This is a genomic window from Pseudoduganella dura (assembly GCF_009727155.1).
Taxonomy (GTDB): Bacteria; Pseudomonadota; Gammaproteobacteria; order Burkholderiales; family Burkholderiaceae_D; genus Rugamonas; species Rugamonas dura.
The window spans coordinates 6,164,412-6,186,004 of the sequence record NZ_WNWM01000002.1 but is presented as its reverse complement, the minus strand read 5'-3'; the positions used below and the strand labels follow the sequence as shown (position 1 = coordinate 6,186,004).

At 66.7% G+C, this 21,593-nt stretch carries 14 protein-coding genes; 7 read left to right on the top strand and 7 right to left on the bottom strand.

Features of this window, described 5'->3' with window-relative positions; all coding sequences use genetic code 11:
* Window positions 1-52 precede the first annotated feature (52 nt).
* On the bottom strand, window positions 53-3,670 hold the full coding sequence (locus GJV26_RS26860) for a TonB-dependent receptor (RefSeq protein WP_155711664.1): 3,618 nt from the start codon (window positions 3,668-3,670) through the stop codon (window positions 53-55).
* 371 nt (window positions 3,671-4,041) lie between these two features.
* Between GJV26_RS26860 and GJV26_RS26855 the strand changes: the two genes are divergently transcribed.
* Genes GJV26_RS26855 through GJV26_RS26845 form a run of 3 tightly spaced genes read left to right on the top strand, consistent with a single transcriptional unit; the run spans window position 4,042 to window position 9,428 of the window.
* Window positions 4,042-4,632, top strand: a complete 591-nt coding sequence (locus tag GJV26_RS26855) for an RNA polymerase sigma factor (protein WP_155711663.1) — start codon at window positions 4,042-4,044, stop codon at window positions 4,630-4,632.
* Window positions 4,625-5,593 carry a FecR family protein gene (locus GJV26_RS26850; protein WP_155711662.1) on the top strand — a complete coding sequence of 323 codons (969 nt, stop codon included), beginning with the start codon at window positions 4,625-4,627 and terminating at the stop codon, window positions 5,591-5,593. The genes GJV26_RS26855 and GJV26_RS26850 overlap by 8 nt, the downstream gene beginning before the upstream one ends.
* A gap of 13 nt (window positions 5,594-5,606) precedes the next feature.
* Window positions 5,607-9,428 (top strand): TonB-dependent receptor, encoded by a 3,822-nt coding sequence (locus GJV26_RS26845; protein ID WP_155711661.1) that lies wholly within the window; start codon window positions 5,607-5,609, stop codon window positions 9,426-9,428.
* Window positions 9,429-9,459: 31 nt separating this feature from the next.
* On the opposite strand, the gene GJV26_RS26840 is transcribed toward GJV26_RS26845, so the two are convergent.
* Genes GJV26_RS26840 through GJV26_RS26830 form a run of 3 tightly spaced genes read right to left on the bottom strand, consistent with a single transcriptional unit; the run spans window position 9,460 to window position 11,662 of the window.
* The gene (locus GJV26_RS26840; RefSeq protein WP_155711660.1) at window positions 9,460-10,428 is read right to left on the bottom strand and encodes a threo-3-hydroxy-L-aspartate ammonia-lyase; all 969 of its coding nucleotides are present in this window, start codon (window positions 10,426-10,428) and stop codon (window positions 9,460-9,462) included.
* Window positions 10,429-10,443: 15 nt separating this feature from the next.
* Window positions 10,444-11,076: a helix-turn-helix transcriptional regulator gene (locus GJV26_RS26835; RefSeq protein ID WP_155711659.1), complete on the bottom strand. Its 633-nt coding sequence runs from the start codon at window positions 11,074-11,076 to the stop codon at window positions 10,444-10,446.
* A 22-nt stretch (window positions 11,077-11,098) separates the two neighbouring features.
* Window positions 11,099-11,662, bottom strand: coding sequence for a gamma carbonic anhydrase family protein (locus GJV26_RS26830; RefSeq protein WP_155711658.1), 564 nt, complete (start codon window positions 11,660-11,662; stop codon window positions 11,099-11,101).
* Between the two features lie 187 nt (window positions 11,663-11,849).
* Here GJV26_RS26830 and GJV26_RS26825 point away from each other — a divergent pair, with 187 nt between their 5' ends.
* Entirely contained in the window at window positions 11,850-12,383 is a 534-nt protein-coding gene (locus tag GJV26_RS26825; protein WP_216643171.1) for a GNAT family N-acetyltransferase, read from the top strand.
* A gap of 31 nt (window positions 12,384-12,414) precedes the next feature.
* Here the strand turns inward: GJV26_RS26825 and GJV26_RS26820 are convergent, their stop codons facing one another.
* On the bottom strand, window positions 12,415-12,792 hold the full coding sequence (locus GJV26_RS26820) for a response regulator (protein WP_155711657.1): 378 nt from the start codon (window positions 12,790-12,792) through the stop codon (window positions 12,415-12,417).
* A gap of 426 nt (window positions 12,793-13,218) precedes the next feature.
* Between GJV26_RS26820 and GJV26_RS26815 the strand changes: the two genes are divergently transcribed.
* Entirely contained in the window at window positions 13,219-16,242 is a 3,024-nt protein-coding gene (locus GJV26_RS26815) for a TonB-dependent receptor (protein WP_189442128.1), read from the top strand.
* Window positions 16,243-16,372: 130 nt separating this feature from the next.
* Window positions 16,373-17,356, top strand: a complete 984-nt coding sequence (locus tag GJV26_RS26810) for an aldo/keto reductase (protein ID WP_155711656.1) — start codon at window positions 16,373-16,375, stop codon at window positions 17,354-17,356.
* A gap of 3 nt (window positions 17,357-17,359) precedes the next feature.
* Here the strand turns inward: GJV26_RS26810 and GJV26_RS26805 are convergent, their stop codons facing one another.
* The gene (locus GJV26_RS26805; protein ID WP_155711655.1) at window positions 17,360-18,676 is read right to left on the bottom strand and encodes an amidohydrolase; all 1,317 of its coding nucleotides are present in this window, start codon (window positions 18,674-18,676) and stop codon (window positions 17,360-17,362) included.
* 138 nt (window positions 18,677-18,814) lie between these two features.
* Here GJV26_RS26805 and GJV26_RS26800 point away from each other — a divergent pair, with 138 nt between their 5' ends.
* Window positions 18,815-19,261, top strand: a complete 447-nt coding sequence (locus tag GJV26_RS26800) for a Fur family transcriptional regulator (protein WP_155711654.1) — start codon at window positions 18,815-18,817, stop codon at window positions 19,259-19,261.
* A gap of 142 nt (window positions 19,262-19,403) precedes the next feature.
* Here GJV26_RS26800 and GJV26_RS26795 read toward each other — a convergent pair whose 3' ends face one another.
* Window positions 19,404-21,500 carry a TonB-dependent receptor domain-containing protein gene (locus GJV26_RS26795; protein WP_155711653.1) on the bottom strand — a complete coding sequence of 699 codons (2,097 nt, stop codon included), beginning with the start codon at window positions 21,498-21,500 and terminating at the stop codon, window positions 19,404-19,406.
* Between the last annotated feature and the right edge of the window lie 93 nt (window positions 21,501-21,593).

The window sequence follows — 21,593 nt, the reverse complement described above, 5'->3', positions numbered from 1 at the left end:
CATGCGGGCGGAGGTCAGCGTTCGATGGCGCCGGCAGCGCCGGCGCCCGGCATCACAGGTTCCGGTAGATCAGGCCCACGCTGACGCGCCGGCCGGCATACGCATAGTTCTGCAGGTTCGGCGTGCCATCCGCATAGGCCGCCGAGGCGATGCTGCGCGTTTGCGTCTGGTTGGAAAGGTTGCGGCCTTCGACGAAGAACTCCAGGGCCGGCGTCCATTTATACGACACGCGCGCATCGATGAAGCGGGTCGAGTCCCTGATGTTGGCGGTGCCCGGATTCCAAGGCAGCGAGGTCGACGAGTTCACGTTGAACGCCGGATAGGAATTCAGGCCGGTACCCGTGGCGCCGCAGGGCGCGGTGCAGCCATAGGTCTCCGCCACCGCCTGCACGGCCACGCGGGCGGCCAGCTTGCCGTCGTCGTACCACAGCGCCACGTTGTACGAGTACTTCGATTCGTCGGACTGCGGCTGCGCCCGGCCGGTAAGCGGATCGATCATCGCCTGCAGCATCTCGGACTTCTGGCGCGTGTAGTTCGCGTCCACGCCCGTGTAGCGCAGGTAGGACGGCAGGAAGGTGAATGCGGAGCGGGTGCTGAACTCGACGCCGGTGCGGGTCGACGGCGGCCCGTTCGTGTAGGTGGTGTAGTCGAACAGGATGTTCGACAGCGCCTGGCCCGTCACCGGATTGACGCCGCCCGAGCCGGCGAACAGCGGCACGTCGAACACGCCCGTGGTCTTGTTCGGGCCGACGCGGCCTTCCTGGCGGTAGCCGGCCACCGTGAACATCGTGTCGGCGTTCGGGTACCACTCCACCGACAGGTTCTGGTTGAAGTTGCTCTGGCCGAGCAGGCCCGGGTTGCCCACGGTATTGCACGACAGGTCGCCGTCGTCGTCGGCCACCTGGTCGCGGTTGCGCTCGTCGTAGGTGCAGGTACCGGCCGCCAGCAGCCGCGACACGGGTGGGCGCGCGTAGGTCTTCGCGGCACTGTAGCGCAGTACCAGTTCGTTCGGCATCAACCACAGTCCCAGGTTATAGCTGGGCAGGAACACGTGGTTGCGCGCATCGATCGTGGTGTTCTGGGTGACGGCATTGGTGACGATGCCGCCCGCCGCATCCGGGTTGGCCGGGTCGAACTGCGGCGTCTTCGTGATCGCGCGGAACGTCATGCTGCCCGTTCCCTGCACCGTGGTGCGCACGTAGCGGTAGCCGAAGTTGCCGTCCACTTCCCAGCCGAACGGCAGCGCCTGCTCCGTGAACGGGATGGTGTCGAAGCCGAAGTCCGCCATCAGGTACAGGGCCTCGGTTTTCTCGCGCACCTTGTTGATCGGCTGCTGGTACAGGTTGCCGTCGCTGCCGGTGCAGGCCTTCGTGCAGTCGTAGTTATAGTTCGGCAGCTTGAGCGCGTTGATCACCTTCATCACGTCGATCTGGTTCCAGTTGTCGATCATGTTCGCCGGCCGGCCGGAGGCGCCGTTGAACAGTTTCGTCGCCGTGGCCGGATCGGTCATCACGGTGCCCAGCAGGTTCTGGAAATCCTGCATCGGCAGCACATAGGTGCCGGACAGCGAAGGACTCGCGTTCGGCGTGAAGCCGTACTTGCAGGCATTGGCGGTGCCGGCCGATCCCGGCGTATCGACGCAGCCGCGGATCACGTCGCGCACCTCCGCGCCCGGCACCGTGATGGCCGGGCTGTAGCCCGGCTGGCCTTCCGTTCCCTGCGCGGTGCGCACCGTGGAGCCGCCGTTGCCCCAGCTGTCGACGCCGCTCTTTCGGAAATTGATGCCGGACTTGATGTACTTGAGGATCGGTACGCTCTCCGGCAGCGCGTACGACAGGTCCAGCTTGGCGGTCTGCTCCGAGGTTTCGCGGATGATCGGCGATTGCCACAACAGCGTGCGGTCGGCAGTCTGCAGCGGCATCGCCGGATTGGTGTTCGCCAGCACCTGGTTGTAGTTGGCCGGATTGCCGTTGTCCGGCGTGCCGTCCGGGAATGTGTAGCCCCAGGTGCCATTCGGCCCCAGCGCGGCCGTCGTCGGCCCGGCGGTATAGCCGACCGCCCAGCGCGCGTTGGCGCGGTGGAAGTCCGATTCCGACGCGCCCACCAGCAGCTCGGCCGTCAGCGCATCGCGCTTGAACGTGCCGCCGAACTGCAGGTACCTGGTGTTTTCCTCGATCATGTTGCGGATCTGGTCGGTGCCCACGCCGCCGTTGTCGAGCGTGAAGCCCGTCAGGTGGTGGGTGCCGTCGACGACGGCGGTGGCCGGATTGAAGTTGACCGCCGCGCCCCGCACGACGCCCGTGCCGCTGGCGCCCAGGCCGTACGTATACGGCGACGTGTAGTAGCCGGTGCCCGGCGCCGCCGTGCGCACGCCGTTCGCGTCCACGAAGCTGCCGGTGCCGTTGACCGCCACCTGGCCCAGGTTGTAGGTCAGGAAGTTGTCGTCCACCGTGCGCTTGCTGTACGACCCCTTGCCATACACGGTGAGGTGCTCGTTGACCTTGAAGTCCGTGCGCAGGTTGATGTTCTTGCGCTCGTCGACCTGGCGCTTGACGAAGTAGCGCAGCAATTGCGGACTGTAGTCGTTCCACTGGTTCAGGCACGTCAGCAGTTCGTTACCGCGGTGGTCGATCGCCCGGTTGATGTTTGCCGACGACAGGCCGTTCAGCGCGGTCGACGTCTTCGTCAACTGCGGAAAGGCGTTGAAGCAATCCTGCTTGGTCTGCGCGGCCGCGGCCCGGTTCAGCAGGTCCTGCGGCGTGGCGCCCGCGAAGATCACGCGGCCGCTGGCGTCGGCCAGCGTCGTCGTCGGCTGCAGCGAGGCGGGGTTCGACATGTCGAGCGCACCGGGCTGGAACGTGAACGTCTTGTCCGGCGAATTGTCGATGTCCGCGTAGCGGCCGTAGCCGTTCTGGCCGTTCCCGGAGGTCTGGAACTGGTGCGATTCGTTGTCCAGTTTCTGGTAGCCCGCGTTCAGGACCACGCCGAGCCGGCCGTCGCCGAACTGGCGCGCACCGGTGAAGGAGATATCCGGCGTCCATTTTTCGTTCAGGCTGTGCTGCGTGCCGGACGCGCGCACCGAAACGAACGGCTTCTTGAAATCGAGGCCGGTGCGGGTCTGGATCCGCACGCCCCCGCCGAGCGAGCCTTCCACCATGTCGGCGGTCTGGCCCTTGATCACGTCGACGCTCTTGATCAGGTCCGCCGACAGCGACCGGAACTCGACGCCGCGGCCGTCGCCGCCGCCGTTCAGGTCCGACCCGCCGGCCGACTGCACCGACATCCCGTCCATCTCCACCCGGGTCAGGCCCGGACCGTTGCCGCGCACCGAGATGCTCACGCCCTCGCCATACTCGCCGCGGTCGATCGCCACGCCCGCCATCCGCGAAATGGCTTCGCCGATATTGCGGTCCGGCAGCGAGCCCACGTCTTCGGCCACGATCGAATCCATCGCCGTGGCGGCGTTCTTCTTGCGGTCGTTCGACGATTGCTGCGAGCGGCGCGTGGACACGACCACTTTCTGCACGCCGCTTTCGAGCGCGGTATCGGCGGCCGGCGGCGGCGCGGCGGCCTGCTGCGCCAGCGCCTGGCCGGCCATCAGGGATGCCAGCGCCAGCGATACCGCACGGGCGGCGATCTTCGGCTGTGGGAAGGCGGGTTTCGGATTCATCTGTCGGTCTCCATCTGCTTGGTTTTGTCGGCACGCGCGGCGCGTCCTCATCCCGTTGACGAACCCCCCGTCCGTTTTCCGCCCGTTTTCATCAGCCGCTGCGCAAACAATCATCCAGGTTGATCGTTTGGCCTGGATGCGGCAAAAAAGTCACGTTTCGTCTCAATCGACGGTTGAGCCCTCCCGTTGAACCGTGTATATATGCAAATACTATTGATATGCCGCAGTGATCGATCCGGATGGAATCCGGCGGCCATGAGCGGCGACACGATCGCGGATTGCGGACGGAGGAGACACATGATTGCTCGCCATATCGAACAGCGCGGCGGCGGAAAACCGCCTGTCGTTCGTCCAGTCACACGGGGGCGGCCATGATCGCGCCGCTGGACCCCGCCGTCGTGGCCTGGGTCAGCGCGCACGTGATTCCGTACGAGGCGGAACTGCGGACGCGGCTGCGGCGCCTGTGCGGCAGCGAAGCGGAAGTGGACGACCTGGTGCAGGATGTGTATTTCCGCATCCTCAAAATGGAATCGGTGCAGCACGTGCTGGAACCGAAGGCATTCCTGATGCAGGTCGCCAAGAACATCCTGGTGGACAGGTTTCGCCGCGAAGCCATCGTCCGCATCGACGCCGTGGCCAGCCTGGAAGAACTGGATGTGGCCGATCCCGGGCCGTCGCCCGAGCGGGTGGCGCTGGCCCGGGCGGAACTGAAGTGGGTGCTGGGCCTGGTGGCCAACCTGCCGGACCGGTGCCGCCATGTGTTCAGCGCCCGCAAGATCGACGGCCTGTCGCAGCAGGAAACGGCGCACAGCCTGAATATCTCGGAGAACGTCGTTGAAAAGGAAATGATGCGAGGATTGAAACTGGTGGCGGACATGGTGGCCCGGGTCGGCGTGGACAGCGGCGCCGGCGGGCAGTGCGCCGCGACCGGCCAGCGCGGGTTCCGAAAGCGCAATGTCTAGCATCGACGACGCTGCGCTCGAGTGGGTGGCCCGGGAATCGGCCGGGCCGCTGGACGACGCCGCGCAAGCCGCCTTCGAAACCTGGTACCTGGCCAATCCCCGGCACCAGGGCGCGTACCTGCGGGCGCGGGCCATCGCGCATTCGGTGGACCAGGTGACCGTGCAGGCCAGCCTGAAGCCGCGCCCCGACGTGGCGGCGCCGGCCGGAGCGGCCGCGCCGGTGCGCAGCCGCCGGGCCTTCGTGTTCGGCGGCGCGCTGGCGGCCGGCATCGCCGCGATCGGCGTAACGGCGCTGGCGCCCGACCTGCAGGGCCGCGCCACCTATGAAACGGCGCGCGGCGAGTTCCGCAAGGTGCAGCTGGCCGATCGCTCCGCCATCAGCATCAACAGCGGCAGCGAGGTGGCGGTACACCTGACGGATACGCAGCGCCGCGTCACGCTGGGCCACGGCGAGGCATGGTTCGAGGTCGCGAAGGACCGGCGCCGGCCGTTCGTCGTGGAAGCCGGCGACGTGCGCGTGCGCGCGGTCGGCACGGCGTTCTCGGTGCGGCGCCATGCCGATGGCGGCGCGGAAGTGCTCGTCACGGAAGGCGTGGTCGAAGTGTGGGCCAACGGCGGCACGGCGCCGCGGCGCACGCTGGCGGCCGGCGAAGTGGCCATGGTGCCCGCGGACGGCAGCGCTGCCCGCATCAGCGCGGATGCCGGCGCGGTGCAGCGCCGGCTGGCCTGGCGCGAAGGCCAGCTGGTATTCCAGAACGAGCCGCTGGGCGCCGCGGTGGCCGAGTTCAACCGCTACAACGCGCGCCAGATCGTCGTGGCGGACCCGGCGCTGCACCGCAAGCCGCTGGTGGGCCGCTACCGGATCGACCAGCCGGAAGAATTCGCCAACGACGTGCACGCGCTGCTGAACGTGCCTGTGGCGATCCGCGCCGACGGAATCCGGATCGGCGCCGTGCGCTGACACGCCGTCGCCGATGAACCCGCGCAGCCTGTTGTTCGCGGCAGTGGCGATCGTTGCCCTGCCCGGCCCTGCCATGGCGACGGCCATCCCGCTCGAACTGCCCGCCGGCCCCGCGGCGGTGACGCTGCCGGTGTTCGCGCGGCAGGCGAACCTGCGCCTGCTGGCCAGTGGCGACGAACTGGCGGACGTGCGCACCAGTGCCGTGCATGGCGCCTACACGCCGAGGCAGGCGCTGGACAGGCTGCTGGCCGGTACCGGCCTGGCGGCCACCCTCGCCGGCAACGCGGTGCTGGTCCAGAAACGCAAGGCGCCTCCTCTTCCTCCCTCTCGTCCTCCCGCGCCGGCGGCGCCGAAGCCCGCGCACGACGCCGCGCCGGCCACCGTGCGCATCCTCGGCACCCGCGCCGCCGAGCGGGATTCGATCTTCGACAAGAAGAACGCGGCCACGGCGGTCGACATCATCAAGGCGGACGAAGTGGGTGCGTTCCCGGACCGGAACGTGGCCGAGGCCATCTCGCGGGTGGCCGGGGTGACGCTGGACCGCGGCGATTACGGCGAAGGCACCACGATCAACGTGCGCGCCAACACGGCGGAGCTGGTGCGCGTGGAAATCGACGGCCTGGGTGTGCAGGCCGCCGGCGGCACGGACCTGAACAACGGCGGCTCGGGCCGGGGCGTCGACCTGCGCGAATTGTCCACCGACCTGATCAAGAGCATCGAAGTGGTCAAGGGTTCGACCGTCGACATGACCGAAGGCTCGCTGGGCGGCGGCGTGCTGATCCGCACCCGCTCCGGGCTGGATTTCGACAAGCGCCACGTTGCGCTGCGCGTGGCCGCGCAGCGCAACTCGATCAACCGGCGCACCACGCCGAACCTGAATTTCATCTTCGCCGACCGCTTTCTCGACAGGCGGCTCGGCGTGGTGCTGAACCTCACCAGCAGCGCCGCGCACAACGAAAACCACACGGCGCTGTATTCGGCGTATAACCTGGGCACCGTGCGGGCGCTCGATTTCGACGGTTCGCCGGAGAAGACCTTTTCGTTCAACCCGGCCACCGTCAACCTTGCCGATCCGGCGGCCACGGCGCCGATGGCGCGCTGGGAGCGCAGCGGCGGCGGCACGGTCGATTCGATGAGCCCCCTGACAATCGTGCAGCGCTCGGCCGCAGCGCAATCGAAGGCCGATTGCCACGCGGCCTTCCCGCAGTACACGGCGGCACAGCTGGCCACGATCGCACAACCCGCCAACCGGGCCACGGCGCAAAGCCAGCGCGCCAACGAGCTGCTGACCTGCCTGAACCAGTGGAACGACTACACGCCGCAGCAGGTGCGTTACCAGGTGCGGCGCGAGTACGACGAGCGGCTGTACGGCGACCTGCGGCTCGATTTCAAGGTCAGCGACGCCCTGTCGGTCTACGCGAAGTTCAACCGCAACACGCGCAAGATCGACGACGGGCAGTCGTTTTATTCGCTCGGGAACATCGGCATCAACACCGCCGGCCGTTACGTGGACAGCGGCAGCGCCGCCGACGTCACGCGCGCGCCGGCATCCGGCTCGAACACGTGGTTCTATCCGTCGCCCGCCAACCTCGGCGCGGGCAGCACCGCCTGGCGCGGCATGACGAACGGCTCGGTCGCCAACGTGGTGCCCGGGTCGATCGTCGTCGACGCCAATCACCACCTGCTGCGATACACCGTCACCGATGCGAACGTGAACGTCGACCAGATCTACGACCGCATCGAGAGTTCGTCGCAATACATGCAGGCGGGCGGCACGTGGCGCTCCGGCGCGTTGCGCGTGGAATTCCTGGCCGGCCATGCGAAATCGGATGCATGGCGGATGCAGTGGCGCACCAACTTCGGCTACGTCTTCGGCCAGAGCACGCTGGCCGTCGCACCCAACGGCATGTGGACGCACACGCTGCCGTCCGGCGCCAGCCATGACCAGACGAACTACGCCAATTATGGAACGCTGTCGAATCCGTCGGACCCGGCGGCGCCGCGCACCTCGACCGCCACGCAGCTGACGATGGCCAATCCACGTATCATGGAACGGCGCGAAGACACGGCGCGGCTGGACCTGACATGGGCGACGGGAGACCGGGTGCCATTCCTGAGCCGCCTGAAATTCGGCCTGCAGCACCGGAACTACCGCACCGGGAACTGGTCCGGCGCCGGCTACACGGTGCGGCCGGCCACCGCCACGTCGCCCGCCGTGGTCGTGCCGTGGGCGCAAATCCGCGGCAGCTTCCAGGCGTGCGAGGACACGCCGGGGTCGCTGGCCGCCGGCGGCCGGCCCTGCCAGTACGGCATCAACTACGGCGCCGACCCGGCAACGGCCCACAGCAGCACGATCGTGATGACGCAGGCCCGCTACCGCGACATCGTGGCGCAGTCGCTGGCCGGCAATTCGATCCGCTATTTCAACAGCGCCCACGGCATCCCCGAAGGCATGGTGCAAGGCTGGACCGAAATCGACGTTCGCAAGGTGATCGAACTGACGGGTGCGCAGCACTTCAACCTCGATTGCGTGAAAGTCTGCCAGGGCAGCGACGGCAGGATGTACGAGCAGCCCAGGACGGCCATCGGCGAGCGCGTGCTGGCCGGCTACCTGAGCGGCGACTTCAGCGTCGACCGGGTGCCGTTCACGGCGATGGCCTTGCCGTTCCGTTCGGCGTTCGAGGGCAACTTCGGCTGGCGCGTGGTACACGCCGGCGTGGCCGGCACCGGCCTGATGACGTTCCAGTCGGTGACGAAGACGGCGGCGTACAACCCGGCCGATCCGAACGCCGCCGCCGGGATCGTGCAGAGCGCCGCCGCCCGCAACACGACGCTGCGCGGCAGCAGCACCGACGTGATGCCGGTGCTCAACCTGGCCTGGTGGACCGCCGCCAACAAGGTGGCGGTGCGCTACCACCGCGCCAGGGCCATCGCCAGGCCGCCGGTGCAGTACCTGTACAGCAACAACGTCAGTTGCACCCGGGACGAGCGCCGCCTCGACGACGGCATGGCGCAGGACCTGACATGCGACGGCACGCTGGGCAATCCGGCCCTGCGGGCGATGAGCAGCCGGAACCAGAACCTGTCGTTCGAGTGGTATCCGGACCGGGATACGATACTGTCGCTGGCCGGCTTCCGCCAGCGCGGCCTGACGGGCGCGCCGCTGCGGGTCGCGGTGTACACCGGGCAGCCGTTCGCAGATTCGGGCACCATCGACCCGGTCTCCGGCGCCGGGCTGTCGGAACTGCGCTATGCCTATGCGACGTACGTGAACGGCCCGCCGACCGCGCGCAACGGCATCGAATTGAGCGGCAAGACGGCCTTCTCGTGGCTGCCGTCGCTGCTGCGCTACACTGGCATCGACGCCAACTACACGCGCATGCGCTCCAGGGTATTGGGCGAACCGATCCGCGACCTGCTGACCGGCGAGGCGCTCGGTCCGGCGCGCGAGTTGCGCTACACGTGGAATGCATCGCTGTGGTACGACGATGGCCGCCTGCAGGCGCGCGTGGCGGTGCAGAGCGCGGCCGGTTCGTTCCGCGAACTGCCGGCCGGCGCGAACTATTACCCCGCGGTCGGCGTGGAAAGCGCGCCCGCACTGGCGTTCAACCCCGCTTCGCCCACGTTCAACAGCTCGACGCGCTTCGTCGACGCGCGGGTGGCCTGGCGCGCCACGCGCAACCTGGAGCTGTTCGTAGAGGGCCGCAACATCGGCCGCGCCGGCGAATCGACATCGCACGGCGCCTACGCGCCCTATGCGGACGGGCGCCCCAACCTGCTCGATTACTCGTTCGCGGGCGCGCAGTACATGTTCGGCATCGTGATCCGCAACTGAACCCGTGCCCGGGGCTGCCGGGCCGGCCTTCTCAGCCCGCCAGGAAACCGGCGAGGCGCGCCATGTCGATATTGCCGCCGCTGACGAGGATGCCGACGCGCTTGCCCTTCAGCTCCGCCTTCATGCGCCGCGCCGCCGCGAACCCGAGGCAGCCGGTCGGCTCGACCACGATCTTCATGCGCTCGGCGAAGAAGCGCATGCATTGCACCAGTTCGTCGTCGGAGACGGTGAGGATGTCGTCGACGTCGCGCCGGATGATGGGGAACGTGTACTGGCCGAGGTGCTGGGTCTGCGCACCGTCGGCGATGGTCTTCGGCGTGTCGATATGCACGATGGCGCCCGAGCGGAACGACTGCTGCCCGTCGTTGCCGGCCTCGGGCTCCACGCCGTACAGCCGGCACCGCGGCGCCAGGGCCCGGGTCGCCAGGGCCGAGCCGGCCAGCAGGCCGCCACCGCCGAGGCAGACGAAGAACGCGTCGAGCGGTCCGGTTTCCTCGAACAGCTCCCTGGCGGCCGTGCCCTGCCCGGCGATCACGTCCGGATGATCGTACGGAGGAATCAGCGTCAGCCCATGCCGCTCGGCGAGCGCGCGCCCGATCTGCTCGCGGTCCTCCGTGTAGCGGTCGTAGGTGACGACGTTGCCGCCATACCCCCTGGTGGCCGCCACTTTCGCGGCCGGCGCATCGTGCGGCATCACGATCGTGGCCGGCATGCCGAGCAGCTTCGCGGCCAGGGCAATGGCCTGCGCATGGTTACCCGACGAAAACGCCACCACGCCGGCGCGGCGCTGCTCGGGCGTAAACTTCGCCAGCGCATTGCAGGCGCCGCGGAACTTGAATGCGCCCATCCGCTGCAGGTTCTCGCACTTGAAAAACACCTCGGCGCCGAATTCCTCGTCGACGGTGCGCGACGTCAGCACTGGGGTGCGGTTCGCGGTGCCGGCGATGCGTCCGGCCGCCTGGACAACGTCGTCGTAGGTCGGCAAAACTGGCATGTTCATGGTGGATTCCTTTCGTTATTTGATGTCGTTGTAGGCGGTGGCGCGCGAAATGCCCAGGTGCGCCGCGGCGATCTCCATGGCGCGCCGCACTTCCAGGAAGCCGCCGGCCTTCAGCTCGCGCATCAGGGCGCGGCGTTCCTCGGCCTTCAGCAACTGCGGCGACGACGCCAGGCGCGCGGCATACTGGTCGATATGGCGGCGGATCGCCGCCGCGTTGGCGGGATCGAGCGTTTCCTGGACAGGCGAGGCGTCGGTGGCGGCGAACTGTTCGAGCGCGTTCTGCATCGAACGGAACAGCGTGAGATCCACGTTCAGGCACAGCGCGGCGACATAGCGCCCGTCGGTGTCCCTGATGCCGATCGACGTGCTCTTGGCGGGCCGGCCGTCGGCGAACTGGTTGGCGTAGTTGGCCACGATCTGCGGATAGTCGTTGTCCGCGATGCGCGCCAGGCCGAGCTCCGTGGCCGGATCGCTGGCCGCCCTGCCGGACAGGTTGTTGTGGATGGCGAGCACGGCATGCTCCGGGTCGCGCAAGTCATGCACGACAACCTCGCAGAACGGCGCGAACGTGCGTGCCAGGCCCTGCGCAATCTGCTTGACTTGTTCGATCAGCGAAGCCTGCTCCGCCTGGCGCGTGTTGTCGGACATGAGGATACCGTTTGCCTGACAGTCAGCCTGCGGGCGGCACGGGCCGGGCGGCGCCCGGCGCCAGCAGATAACCGTCCTTGACCCGCACATAATGCTCGGCCGAGTAGCGCAGCCAGGCGATTTCCGCATCGGTCAGCGGCCGTACTTTCCGGGCCGGCCGGCCGACGTACAGGAAGCCGCTTTCCAGGGTCTTGTCCGGCGAAACCAGGCTGCCGGCGCCGATCATCACGCGGTCCGGAACATGCACGTCATCCATCACGATGCTGCCCATGCCGATCAGGCATTCGTTGCCGATGCGGCAGCCGTGAAGGATCACCGCGTGCCCCACCGTGACGTAATCGCCGATCACGAGGGGCGCCCCCTGCGGTTTCTGGCTCGTGCGGTGGGAGACATGGCCCATCGTGAAATCCTGGATGTTGGAACAGCGCCCGATGACGATATCGTTGACGTCGCCGCGCAGCACCGCGTTGCACCAGACCGACGAATCGGCGCCCAGGCGGACATTGCCGATCACCTGGGCCGAGTCATGGAGGTAGACCCGTTCGGCCAGCTGTGGAAAGGCGTCGAGGTAGGCTGACAGTGGCATGGTGTGCTCCTTTATCCGTCGTGTTCGCTGCGTGGCATCGGCGAGGATTGTGTATTGAACGACATATTCGATCCCGAAAGATAATTTGTCTAATTCTGGACATTATGACGAATCCCGATGCGCGACACAAGCGCGCCACGCAAAAATCCGCCGGCTTCCTTATATAATTATCAATATTTGAAGGACCATGCCGATGCACGAGACACGGGACGCTGGAAACGGAGCGCAGTGCGCGATCCGGGCTTGCCTGCCCGGCGACGCAGCCGCGCTCGCCGAACTTTACCGCCGTTCGGTCGGCCATTTCGGCCCGCGCGCCTACTCGCCCGCACAGGTTGCAGCCTGGGCCGGGGGAATCTCGGCGGAAAAGATCGCCGCGTGCTGTGGTGACGGACGCCACGTGGCGGTGGCTGTCGCTCCGGACGACACCCTTCTCGGGTGGGGCGATCTCGAACAGGATGGGCACGTGGATTTCCTGTACTGCGCGCCGGAAGCCGAGGGGCGCCGGGTCGGTTCGGCGCTATATGACACGCTCGAGACACATGCCCGTGCCGCCGGCATGGCACGGCTGTATGTCGAGGCGAGTGAACTGGCGAGGCACCTGTTCGAGCGGCGCGGCTTCTTGCTGCTGCGGCGTAACGAGCTGATCGTGAACGGCGTGGCCATCCATAACTTCAGCATGGAAAAATGGCTGACTGCGACGCGCGGCGAGTGCGCAGGCTGACCAGGCTTCCGGAAGTGCGCGGGCAAGCCGCCTACGCGGCAACCAGCGCGCCGAGCAGCGCCGGCAACGGCGCCGGCTTGGTCAGATGGAGGTTGAAGCCGGAGGCGGCCGTGCGTGCCCGCGCCTCGGCGTCGCCCCACGCCGTCAGCGCGATGATGCGCAAGGCGGCGAACTCCGGCCTGGCGCGCAATGCGATCGCAACGTCGTAGCCGCTCATGCCGGGCATGCCGATGTCGAGCAGTATCACATCGGGACGGAACAGGTCGACCGTCTGCAAGGCACTGTAGCCACTGAATGCCACCGAGACTTCATGCCCGCAGAGACGTACCAGCTCGGCAAGCAGTTCCGCCGCGTCGCAATTATCGTCCACGATCAGAATGCGCCGGCCGGCGCTACCTCCATTGCCCATGCTCATCATCTGCTCACCCGATCCAAATTTCCGCCACTGATCTGAACATTACTCCTTATCGTCAGGAAACTTGTAGGACGACATCCCGGCCCAGTGTCGGAACGGCACCCAATATGATGACTCTTGGCAATATGTAAAGGTCGAATGCAAATGCACATGCCTAGCGCAAGCACTCATGTTTGCGCAATCAAAAAATGTTAGATCACCAGAACCGGAGCTTGGCAATCCATTGTTCATTGGAACTGACCGAACAACAACGCACCGCATTGTGCTGATTGCCGGCGCTGCCAAGTTCGACTACATTGGGTCCTGGACAAGGTGAAAACGGTTTCAGCGCAACGACCGCCACCTTGTCCACCGGCATGGATATCAGCCCCGTCAGAGGGCGTTCATGCCGGACATACATAAAAAACACAGGAGACAAAAGTGAGACACCTTCAAAAAACGGCAATCGCCGTTGCCGCCGCTCAACTCGCAATATGGTCGCATGGGGCAGCCTGGGGCCAGGAAGTTAGCGCTACCGCAAATCAGTCCCCTTCGGGCAACGGTGCCGTCATCGTCGTCAGCGGACAGCGCGCCGCGTTGCAGTCGGCGCAAAAGTTGAAACAGGATGCCGACGAAGTCGTCGACTCGATCGTTGCCGAGGATATCGGCAAGCTGCCCGACCGTTCGGTGACCGAAGTGCTCAGCCGCGTGGTGGGCGTGACGATGGACCGCAGCATGTCGAACGACCCGCAGCACTACGCGGTCGAGGGTTCGGGCATCGCGATCCGCGGCCTGACCTACGTGCGTTCCGAGCTGAATGGCCGCGAGTCGTTTTCGGCAAACGGCGGCCGATCGCTCAGTTTCACCGATGTGCCGCCCGAACTGATGGCCGGCGTCGACGTCTACAAGAATCCGTCGGCCGAGCAGACCGAGGGCGGGGTGTCGGGCCTGGTCAACCTGCGCACGGCGATGCCGTTCGACTTCAAGGGTTTCAAGGGCTCGCTGTCCGGCTCGTATACGTGGTCCGATTTGCGCAAGGGCAAGGCCACGCCGACCGGTTCGCTGCTGCTGTCGAACCGCTGGAACACCCCGTTCGGCGAATTCGGTGCCCTGGTCGACCTGGCATCGTCGATCAGCCACACGCGCACCGACGAAATGTTCATCGAGGGCTATTATCCGCACTCGAACATCGAACCGGGCCGCACGATCTGGGTGCCGCGCGGCGCGCAATGGCGCTCGATGAACTGGGAACGCGACCGCAAGGGCCAGTACGCCGCCTTCCAGTGGAAGCCGACGCGCGACGTGACGGCGTCGCTCACCTACTTCCAGTCGAAATACAAGGAAGGCTGGTCCGAACAGGCGCTGCTGTCGCAGGAAACGGGCGACCGCCCCTACGACATGGAAGTGACGAACGGCGTATTCGACCAGAACGGCGCCTTCATCTCCGGCGTGATCTCGAACCCGAAGAACGCCGGCATCAACCTGAACACCGACCGCCGCGTGTCGGACCGCAAATCGGCCACGCGCGACCTGTCGCTGAACCTGCAGTGGCGCATTTCGCCCGCGTGGAGCGCCAAGACCGACTTCCAGGTGGTGCGCGCCAGCACCCAGGCGCTCGATTCCGACGTGGCCACCGGCATCCGCATGCAGAAGGAAACGGTCGATCTTTCCGGCGACCTGCCGAGGATCACGTTCGATGCGGACGACATCAGGTACCTGTCCAATCCGGCCAACTACTACTGGGCCTACACGATGGAGCACAGGGACCGTTCCAAGGCCGAAAGCAAGGCCTGGAAGACGGACGTCAAGTACGACTTCGATCACGCCGTGCTGCGCGACCTGCGTTTCGGCGTGCGCCTGCAAAACCGCAGCTCGCGCAATCAGAACACCAACCCGAGCTACAACTGGCAGGCGATCAGCCAGCCGTGGATGCTGGGCTGGCAGGTGGACCGCCTGGCGACGCTGGACGATCCGAAGTTCGCCGGCGGTGCCACGCTGCGCAGCTTCGACAACTTCTTCGGCGGCGACGTGCAGGTGCCGGCGATCATGTTCCCGGACGACGCGGTGGCCCGCGGCTACCCGGACAGCTATGCCAAGCTGCATACCTACCACGATATCCTGTGCGCCGAGAAGGGTTCCACCTGCACGCCATGGCGGGCGGCCTCGTTCGATACCGAGCCGGCCGGCACCAACTACCAGGAGGAAAAGACGCGCGCCCTGTACACGCAGCTGCGCTTCGGCTGGGACAACCTGAAATACCCGGTCGACGGCAATATCGGCGTGCGCTACGTGAAGACGAAATCCACCGCCTACGGCTACACCACGTACAGCCCGAACCTTTCCTCGATCGAAAATGCCGTCACTGTCATCGGCGCTGAAAAGATCGCCAACATCAGGCCGTTCGCACAGCGCCGCGACTATGAAAAGGACTACGACAACTGGCTGCCGAGCCTGAACCTGCGCCTGAAGTACAGCGACCAGCTGCAATTCCGCGCGGCGATCGCCCGGTCGATGTCGCGTCCCGACTTCTCGCAGATGAAGGCCTACACGCCGCTGTCGCAGTCGGTCACCACGTTGACCAACACGGCGACGAATACGGTCACGGTCACGAACGCCTCGCTGACGGGCACCGCCGAAGGCAACCCGAACCTGAGTCCCACCACCGCCACGTCGATGGACGTGACGGCCGAATGGTACTTCGCCAAGGCCGGTTCGGTGACGCTGGCCGTGTTCAACAAGGAACTGAAGAACATCATCGTCAACCAGATGTACAACTACGCGGTGCAGGACGTGAACGGCAACACGCAGAACTTCGCGGTGACCGGCCCCGTCAACGGCGCCCACGGCCATGCGCGCGGCTTCGAGCTGGCGTACCAGCAGTACTACGACTGGCTGCCGGGCTACCTGAAGGGCCTCGGCGTGCAGGCCAGCCTCACGTACGTGGACAGCAAGCGCAAGCTGGACAACCCGGTCTTCTCCGAATACTGCACCGGCAACGCGGATGCGAACAACCTGAACCTGTACATCAACGGCTGCGATACGGACGGCCGCTCGTTCGGCGACATGCCGCTGCAGGGCCTGTCGAAGAAGACCATCAACTTCGCCGTGATGTACGAGCGAGGTCCCGTCTCGGCGCGGGTCGCGTACAACTGGCGTTCGCGTTACCTGGCCGGCGTGAACGTGTGGGGCACGCGCGACACCAACGGCAAGGATACCAATCCGGCCAGCCCGACCTTCGGCCAGAACAACGTGGCCTGGGGCCTGCCGCTGTGGCAGGAGAACTACGGCCAGGTGGACGCTTCGGTGTTCTACAACGTGACCGACAAGTTCCGCATCGGCCTCGAGGCGCAGAACCTGAACGACGCCACCTCGAAACAGACGATGCAGCAGCATGCCGGCACGTTCGGCCATGCATGGTTCGTCACCGGGCCACGCTACACGGTGCAGGCGAACTACACGTTCTGATATGTTCTCCATTGCCCGCCCGGCATGTGCCGGGCGGGCTTTTCCATTCATGCGCCGCGACAAGCCGCGGCGCATTCACTATGATGTGCGCCATATCATGTACGCCACATACACCAACACAAGGAACACCATGCATTCACGACAATTCGGCAACGACGGCCTGGCGGTCCCTGAAATCGGCCTGGGCTGCTGGCAGCTGGGCGGCGGCTGGGGCAACGACTGGGACGACGCGATCGCGCAGCGGACGCTGGCCACCGCGTATGACGCGGGCGTGCGCTTCATCGACACCGCCGACGTTTACGGCGACGGCGCCAGCGAGCGATCGATCGGCAAGTTCCTCGCCACGCACCGCGATCCGTCGCTGGTCGTGGCCACGAAACTGGGCCGCGCCGGCATCTACCCGGACGGCTACACGCGGGAAGCCGTGCGCGAAGCCACGCTGCGCTCGATCGAGCGGCTCGGCGTGGAAGCGCTCGACCTGACGCAGCTGCACTGCGTGCCGCCCGGCGTGCTCCGCCAGGGCCACGTGTTCGAATGGCTGCGCGAATTGCAGCAGGAAGGCCTGATCCGCCGCTGGGGCGCCAGTGTGGAATCGGTGGAGGAAGGCATGGTCTGCCTGGAACAGGAAGGTCTGGCGTCGCTGCAGGTGATCTTCAACATCTTCCGCCAGAAGCCGGCCGAGGAACTGCTGCCGCGCGCCCATGCGAAAAAGGTCGGCATCATCGTGCGGCTGCCGCTGGCAAGCGGCCTGCTGGCAGGCAAGATCACGCGCGACACCGTGTTCCGCCAGGACGACCACCGCCACTTCAACCGCGACGGCGAACACTTCAACGTAGGCGAAACGTTCGCCGGCCTGGAACTGGAACGGGGCATCGCCGCCGCCGAACAGGTCGCGGCGCTGGTACCGGCGGGCCTGACGATGGCGCAGGTGGCGCTGCGCTGGATCCTCGACCACGAAGCCGTCTCCGTCGTGATTCCCGGCGCCAGTTCGCCGGCGCAGGTCACCGGCAACGTTGCCGCCGCCGATGTGGCGCAATTGCCGGCAACCTTGCGCGCGGAACTGGCGCAGGTATACGTCCGGTACGTGCGCGATCACATCCGCGGGCCGTATTGAAGGTCAGCGCTTCAGCACGTTCAGCACGGCCAGGCTCATGGCCGTTGCCGCCGTCTTGATCGACGGTTCCGGCACCGGTGCATAGAACGGCGAGTGATTGAACGCGACCGGCTTGCCGCCGGGGCGCTGGGCCTCGGCCACGTCCTTCGCGTCGTAGATGCCGGTGAAGAAGAACATCGATGGGATGCCTTCGTTGACGAACAGCGAGAAATCCTCGCTGGCGGTAATGGCCGGCATGCGCCGGGCGTTCGCCTCGCCGAACGCATCCTTGAACACGGCCTCGGTGTCGCGTACCAGCGCCGCGCTGTTGACGATGGCCTGGCCGCCCGATGTCAAGCTGATGTCGGGGGCCGGCGCGCCCGCCATCGCGGCCGACGCGTTGGCCACGCGCCGCACGCCTTCCAGCAGCTTTTCGCGCACTTCGGGAGTGTAGGAACGGATGGTGCCGCGCACTTGCACGCTGTCGGGAATGATGTTGCCGACCGTGCCGCCGTTGATCGCGCCGATCGTGATGACGCCGAACTCCTTCGGGTCCTTTTCGCGGCTGATCACCGTCTGCACGTCGACCACGAAGCGGGCGGCGATCGCCACCGGGTCGAGCGCCCTGTCCGGTGCCGAGCCATGGCCGCCGCGGCCCTTGAACACGATGTCGAGCCCATCCGAGTTCGACGAGACCGGCCCGTCGTCGAACCCCACGGTGCCGTGCGCGATCGGCCACGAATGCAGGGCGAACGCGTAATCCGGCTTCGGAAAGCGCCTGAACAGGCCATCGTCCAGCATCGCCTTCGCGCCGGACACCGTTTCCTCGGCGGGCTGCCCGATGAACACCAGCGTGCCCCGCCACCGCGCCTTCAGCTCGGCCAGCGTGCGGGCGGCGCCCAGCCAGCTTGCCATGTGCACGTCGTGGCCGCAGCTGTGGGTGACGAAGGTCTCCCGGCCGCCGCTTTGCGCCCTCGCCTTGCTGGCGTACGGCAGGCCGGTCTTTTCCTCCATCGGCAGGCCGTCGAGGTCGGTGCGCACGAGTACCGTGGGACCGGCGCCGTTGCGCAGCACGGCCACGATGCCCGTCTTGCCGACCTTTTCCGTCACATCGAAGCCCAGCCTGCGCATCTCGGCCGCGAGCTTGCCGGCCGTGCGCACTTCCTGGAACGCCAGCTCGGGGTGGGCGTGCAGGTCCTTGTAGACACCGTCGAGCCATGGATACATCGCATCGATGCGCGCGCGAACGTCACCCTTCAGCGGCGGCTGCCAGGCGAGCGCCGGCGTGGAACACGACAGCGACACGATGGCCGCGAGATGGACGAGCGTGGTTTTCAACATGGACTCCGTGGTCGATCGGGCAATGGCGCCGCAGCGGCAAATATAGCGCACAACGGGCCCATTCCCATGGCCGGGCGCGGCGCCGCGCCTTCGATCCCCGGTTATGGGATAATGCGCCTTTGCCCGGAATGCCCTGCCATGGAACGCTCAACCCGCCAGCGCACCGCGATCCGCGCGGCGATCGAAGCCGCCGGACGCCCGCTCAGCCCCCAGGAAATCCACGACGCCGTGCGCGCGACCGTGCCTGAAATCGGCATCGCGACCATCTACCGCAACCTGAAGCTGCTGCTTGCCGAAGGCGAAGTGCTGGCCGTGACGCTGCCGGGCGAGAATCCCCGTTACGAAACCGCGCACCTCGCGCACCACCACCATCACCACTTCCACTGCGTGCCGTGCGACCGCGTGTTCGAAGTGGCCGGCTGCCCGGGGCGGATGGACGACCTGGCGCCCGCCGGCTTCGTCATCGACCGCCACGAACTGACGCTGTACGGCGAATGCGCCGAGTGCGCCGCCAAGCACAAGGGCAAGGCCGCACCGGCCGCGCCGGGCCCTTCGCCACGGCCGGCGCGGCAGCACAAGCACTGATACCACCGGCCGGCTGACGTCGCGCCGCAGCACGAACTACAGTAAAAGCGGCAGCACGAACGGATGAGTCCGTGTCAAGGGGCCTGCCCCCATGACACGGACTCATCCGCTGCATCGAAACGCCGGATATCGAAACGTCGGCTCAGAAGGTCAGGCGCACGCCCGCCGCCAGGTTGCGGCCCGGCAGCGGCGCGGCGGCCTTGATGAACGACGTGTGGCTGAAGGCCAGCTCGTCGGTCACATTGTTCAGCCGCGCGTACAGCATGGCGGGCAGGCCGGCGATCCGGGTGTTGTAGTGCGTACCCAAGTTCAGCATGTTGTAGCCGGACGTGCGGGACTCGGAGGCGGCCACGTCGTCCTGCGTGGCCACGCGGTAGGCCTCGACCATGCCGTGCCAGCCATGCCACTCGCCGTCGAGTTTGGCGCCGATGCGCCCCGCGGGAATGCGCGGGATGTTGCCGCCGCCGTCGCGCAGCCTGGCCCGCACGTAGTCGCCGAACAGCGTCGCCTGCAGGCTGGCCGATAGTTCGTGACGCAGTTCACCCTCGATTCCGGTAAACGTCGCATCGCGCTGCGCATACTCGATCAGCTGGAAGCCTTCGTGGTTGTCGAGCGTGCGAGCGTAGATGTAATCGTCGATGCGGTTGTGGAAGGCGCTGACCGAGAACGTGGTCGGGCCGGCGAACCTGCGCAGCGTGATGTCGAGGTTGTTCGACGTTTCCTTCGCCAGGCCGGCATTGCCGATTTCCCAGGTGCCGCTGGCCAGGTGGATGCCGTCGGCATACAGCTCCTCGGCGCCCGGCAGGCGATGCGTACGCGACAATGCGACCCGCAGCGAATGGTCGGGCGCGAACTTCCACACGGCGCCCAGCGCCAGCGACGTGCCGCGCGCGCTGGTATTGGCCGAGCTCTTATTACCGGCGTTTGCATCGTCCTGGGCGCCGTCCACCGCGATATCCTGCCACTCGTGGCGCAGGCCGGCCTCGAAGCGCCAGGCGTCCAGCCGGTACTCCTCGGTCGCGAACACGGCGTGCTTCTTCGTCACCGTGGCCGGCACATAAGCCTCCTCGCCCAGGGCGGCGAAATCGCGCCGGCTCGTCTGCAGGCCGACGACGCCGCGCCATCCGGCCACCGGCTTGTGTTCCAGTTCCAAGCGCGCATCGTGTGCCTTGCTGGTGAAGGTGGTCGCCACCTCGGCACCCTCGATCTCGTCGTGCCGGTAATCGGTGTACGAAGCGCGTACCCGCAGCTTCGAGAAACCGGCCAGCGGCTCGCGATATTCCCCGCGCACGTCCCAGCGGTCGCTGTCGAGCTTCACGAACGGTACCGCGCCTTCCTCGTGTTCGTGCCCGTGGTCGTGGGCCTCCTCTTCCCCGGGGCCATGGCCGCCGCAATGCAGGTGGTCGCCATGCGGATGGCAGCTTTCGAACTCGTGGCTGTGGCCGGGAATGCCGTATTCGGTGCGCTCCTTCGTGTAGGCGGCGCCAAGGTAGCCGCGCTCGCCGATCCACGAGAGACCCACCGTTCCCGTTTCCGTCTCCTTGCCGCTGCCGCCGACCCGGCGGCCGTCCGGCCAGTCCTTGCCGACGCGGTAGTCGCCCGCGTCGCGCTTCACGCCTTCGGCATGGACGGCCACGCTGCCGGCCGCCGCCGTCATCTCGAAGGCGCCGGCCTTCTCGCGCGCCGCCGAACCGGCGCGCACCTCGGCGCTGCCCTCGACCGTCTTCGACGGCAGGCTGGCCGGAATCTTGCGGTCGATGATGTTGACCACGCCGCCGACCGCGCCGCCCCCATACGCCAGCGCCGAGGGCCCGCGCAGTACTTCGATGCGCTCTGCCAGCAGCGGCTCGAACGCCACGGCGTGGTCCGGGCTGATCGTCGATGCATCCTGCACTTCGGCGCCATCGGCCAGGATCTTCACGCGCGGGCCATCCATGCCGCGGATGACGGGGCGGCTCGCTCCCGCGCCGAAGTGGCTCGACGTGATGCCCGGCAGGCGGCCCAGCGTCTCGCCCAGCGTGGCTTCGCGTGCCCGCACCAGCTCCGCGCCGGCCAGCGTGGTGGCCGGCGTGATCATATCGTCGGCCAGCACGCCCAGCGCGCTGGCCGAGACCAGAACGGTGGGCATGCTGTCCGGGTCGCCGCCGTGGCGTTCGCCCGTGGCCTGCGCGTGGACATTGAGCGTGGCGCCGAAGGCCAGCGCGATGGCCAGCGCGAGCGGAGTGCGTTTGTCGTACATGGGTTGCGGTTCCTTGTAGTGGATTGAATGATGGTGAATTGAATGATGGTGAAGCGAAGCCGGGCTTGCGTACGATTCTAAGTATAATGATAT

Coding starts and splice junctions, on each gene's coding strand:
- GJV26_RS26860 (WP_155711664.1), bottom strand. CDS start 3,670: ATGAATCCGAAACCCGCCTTCCCACAGCCGAAGATCGCCGCCCGTGCG.
- GJV26_RS26855 (WP_155711663.1), top strand. CDS start 4,042: ATGATCGCGCCGCTGGACCCCGCCGTCGTGGCCTGGGTCAGCGCGCAC.
- GJV26_RS26850 (WP_155711662.1), top strand. CDS start 4,625: ATGTCTAGCATCGACGACGCTGCGCTCGAGTGGGTGGCCCGGGAATCG.
- GJV26_RS26845 (WP_155711661.1), top strand. CDS start 5,607: ATGAACCCGCGCAGCCTGTTGTTCGCGGCAGTGGCGATCGTTGCCCTG.
- GJV26_RS26840 (WP_155711660.1), bottom strand. CDS start 10,428: ATGAACATGCCAGTTTTGCCGACCTACGACGACGTTGTCCAGGCGGCC.
- GJV26_RS26835 (WP_155711659.1), bottom strand. CDS start 11,076: ATGTCCGACAACACGCGCCAGGCGGAGCAGGCTTCGCTGATCGAACAA.
- GJV26_RS26830 (WP_155711658.1), bottom strand. CDS start 11,662: ATGCCACTGTCAGCCTACCTCGACGCCTTTCCACAGCTGGCCGAACGG.
- GJV26_RS26825 (WP_216643171.1), top strand. CDS start 11,850: ATGCCGATGCACGAGACACGGGACGCTGGAAACGGAGCGCAGTGCGCG.
- GJV26_RS26820 (WP_155711657.1), bottom strand. CDS start 12,792: ATGGGCAATGGAGGTAGCGCCGGCCGGCGCATTCTGATCGTGGACGAT.
- GJV26_RS26810 (WP_155711656.1), top strand. CDS start 16,373: ATGCATTCACGACAATTCGGCAACGACGGCCTGGCGGTCCCTGAAATC.
- GJV26_RS26805 (WP_155711655.1), bottom strand. CDS start 18,676: ATGTTGAAAACCACGCTCGTCCATCTCGCGGCCATCGTGTCGCTGTCG.
- GJV26_RS26800 (WP_155711654.1), top strand. CDS start 18,815: ATGGAACGCTCAACCCGCCAGCGCACCGCGATCCGCGCGGCGATCGAA.
- GJV26_RS26795 (WP_155711653.1), bottom strand. CDS start 21,500: ATGTACGACAAACGCACTCCGCTCGCGCTGGCCATCGCGCTGGCCTTC.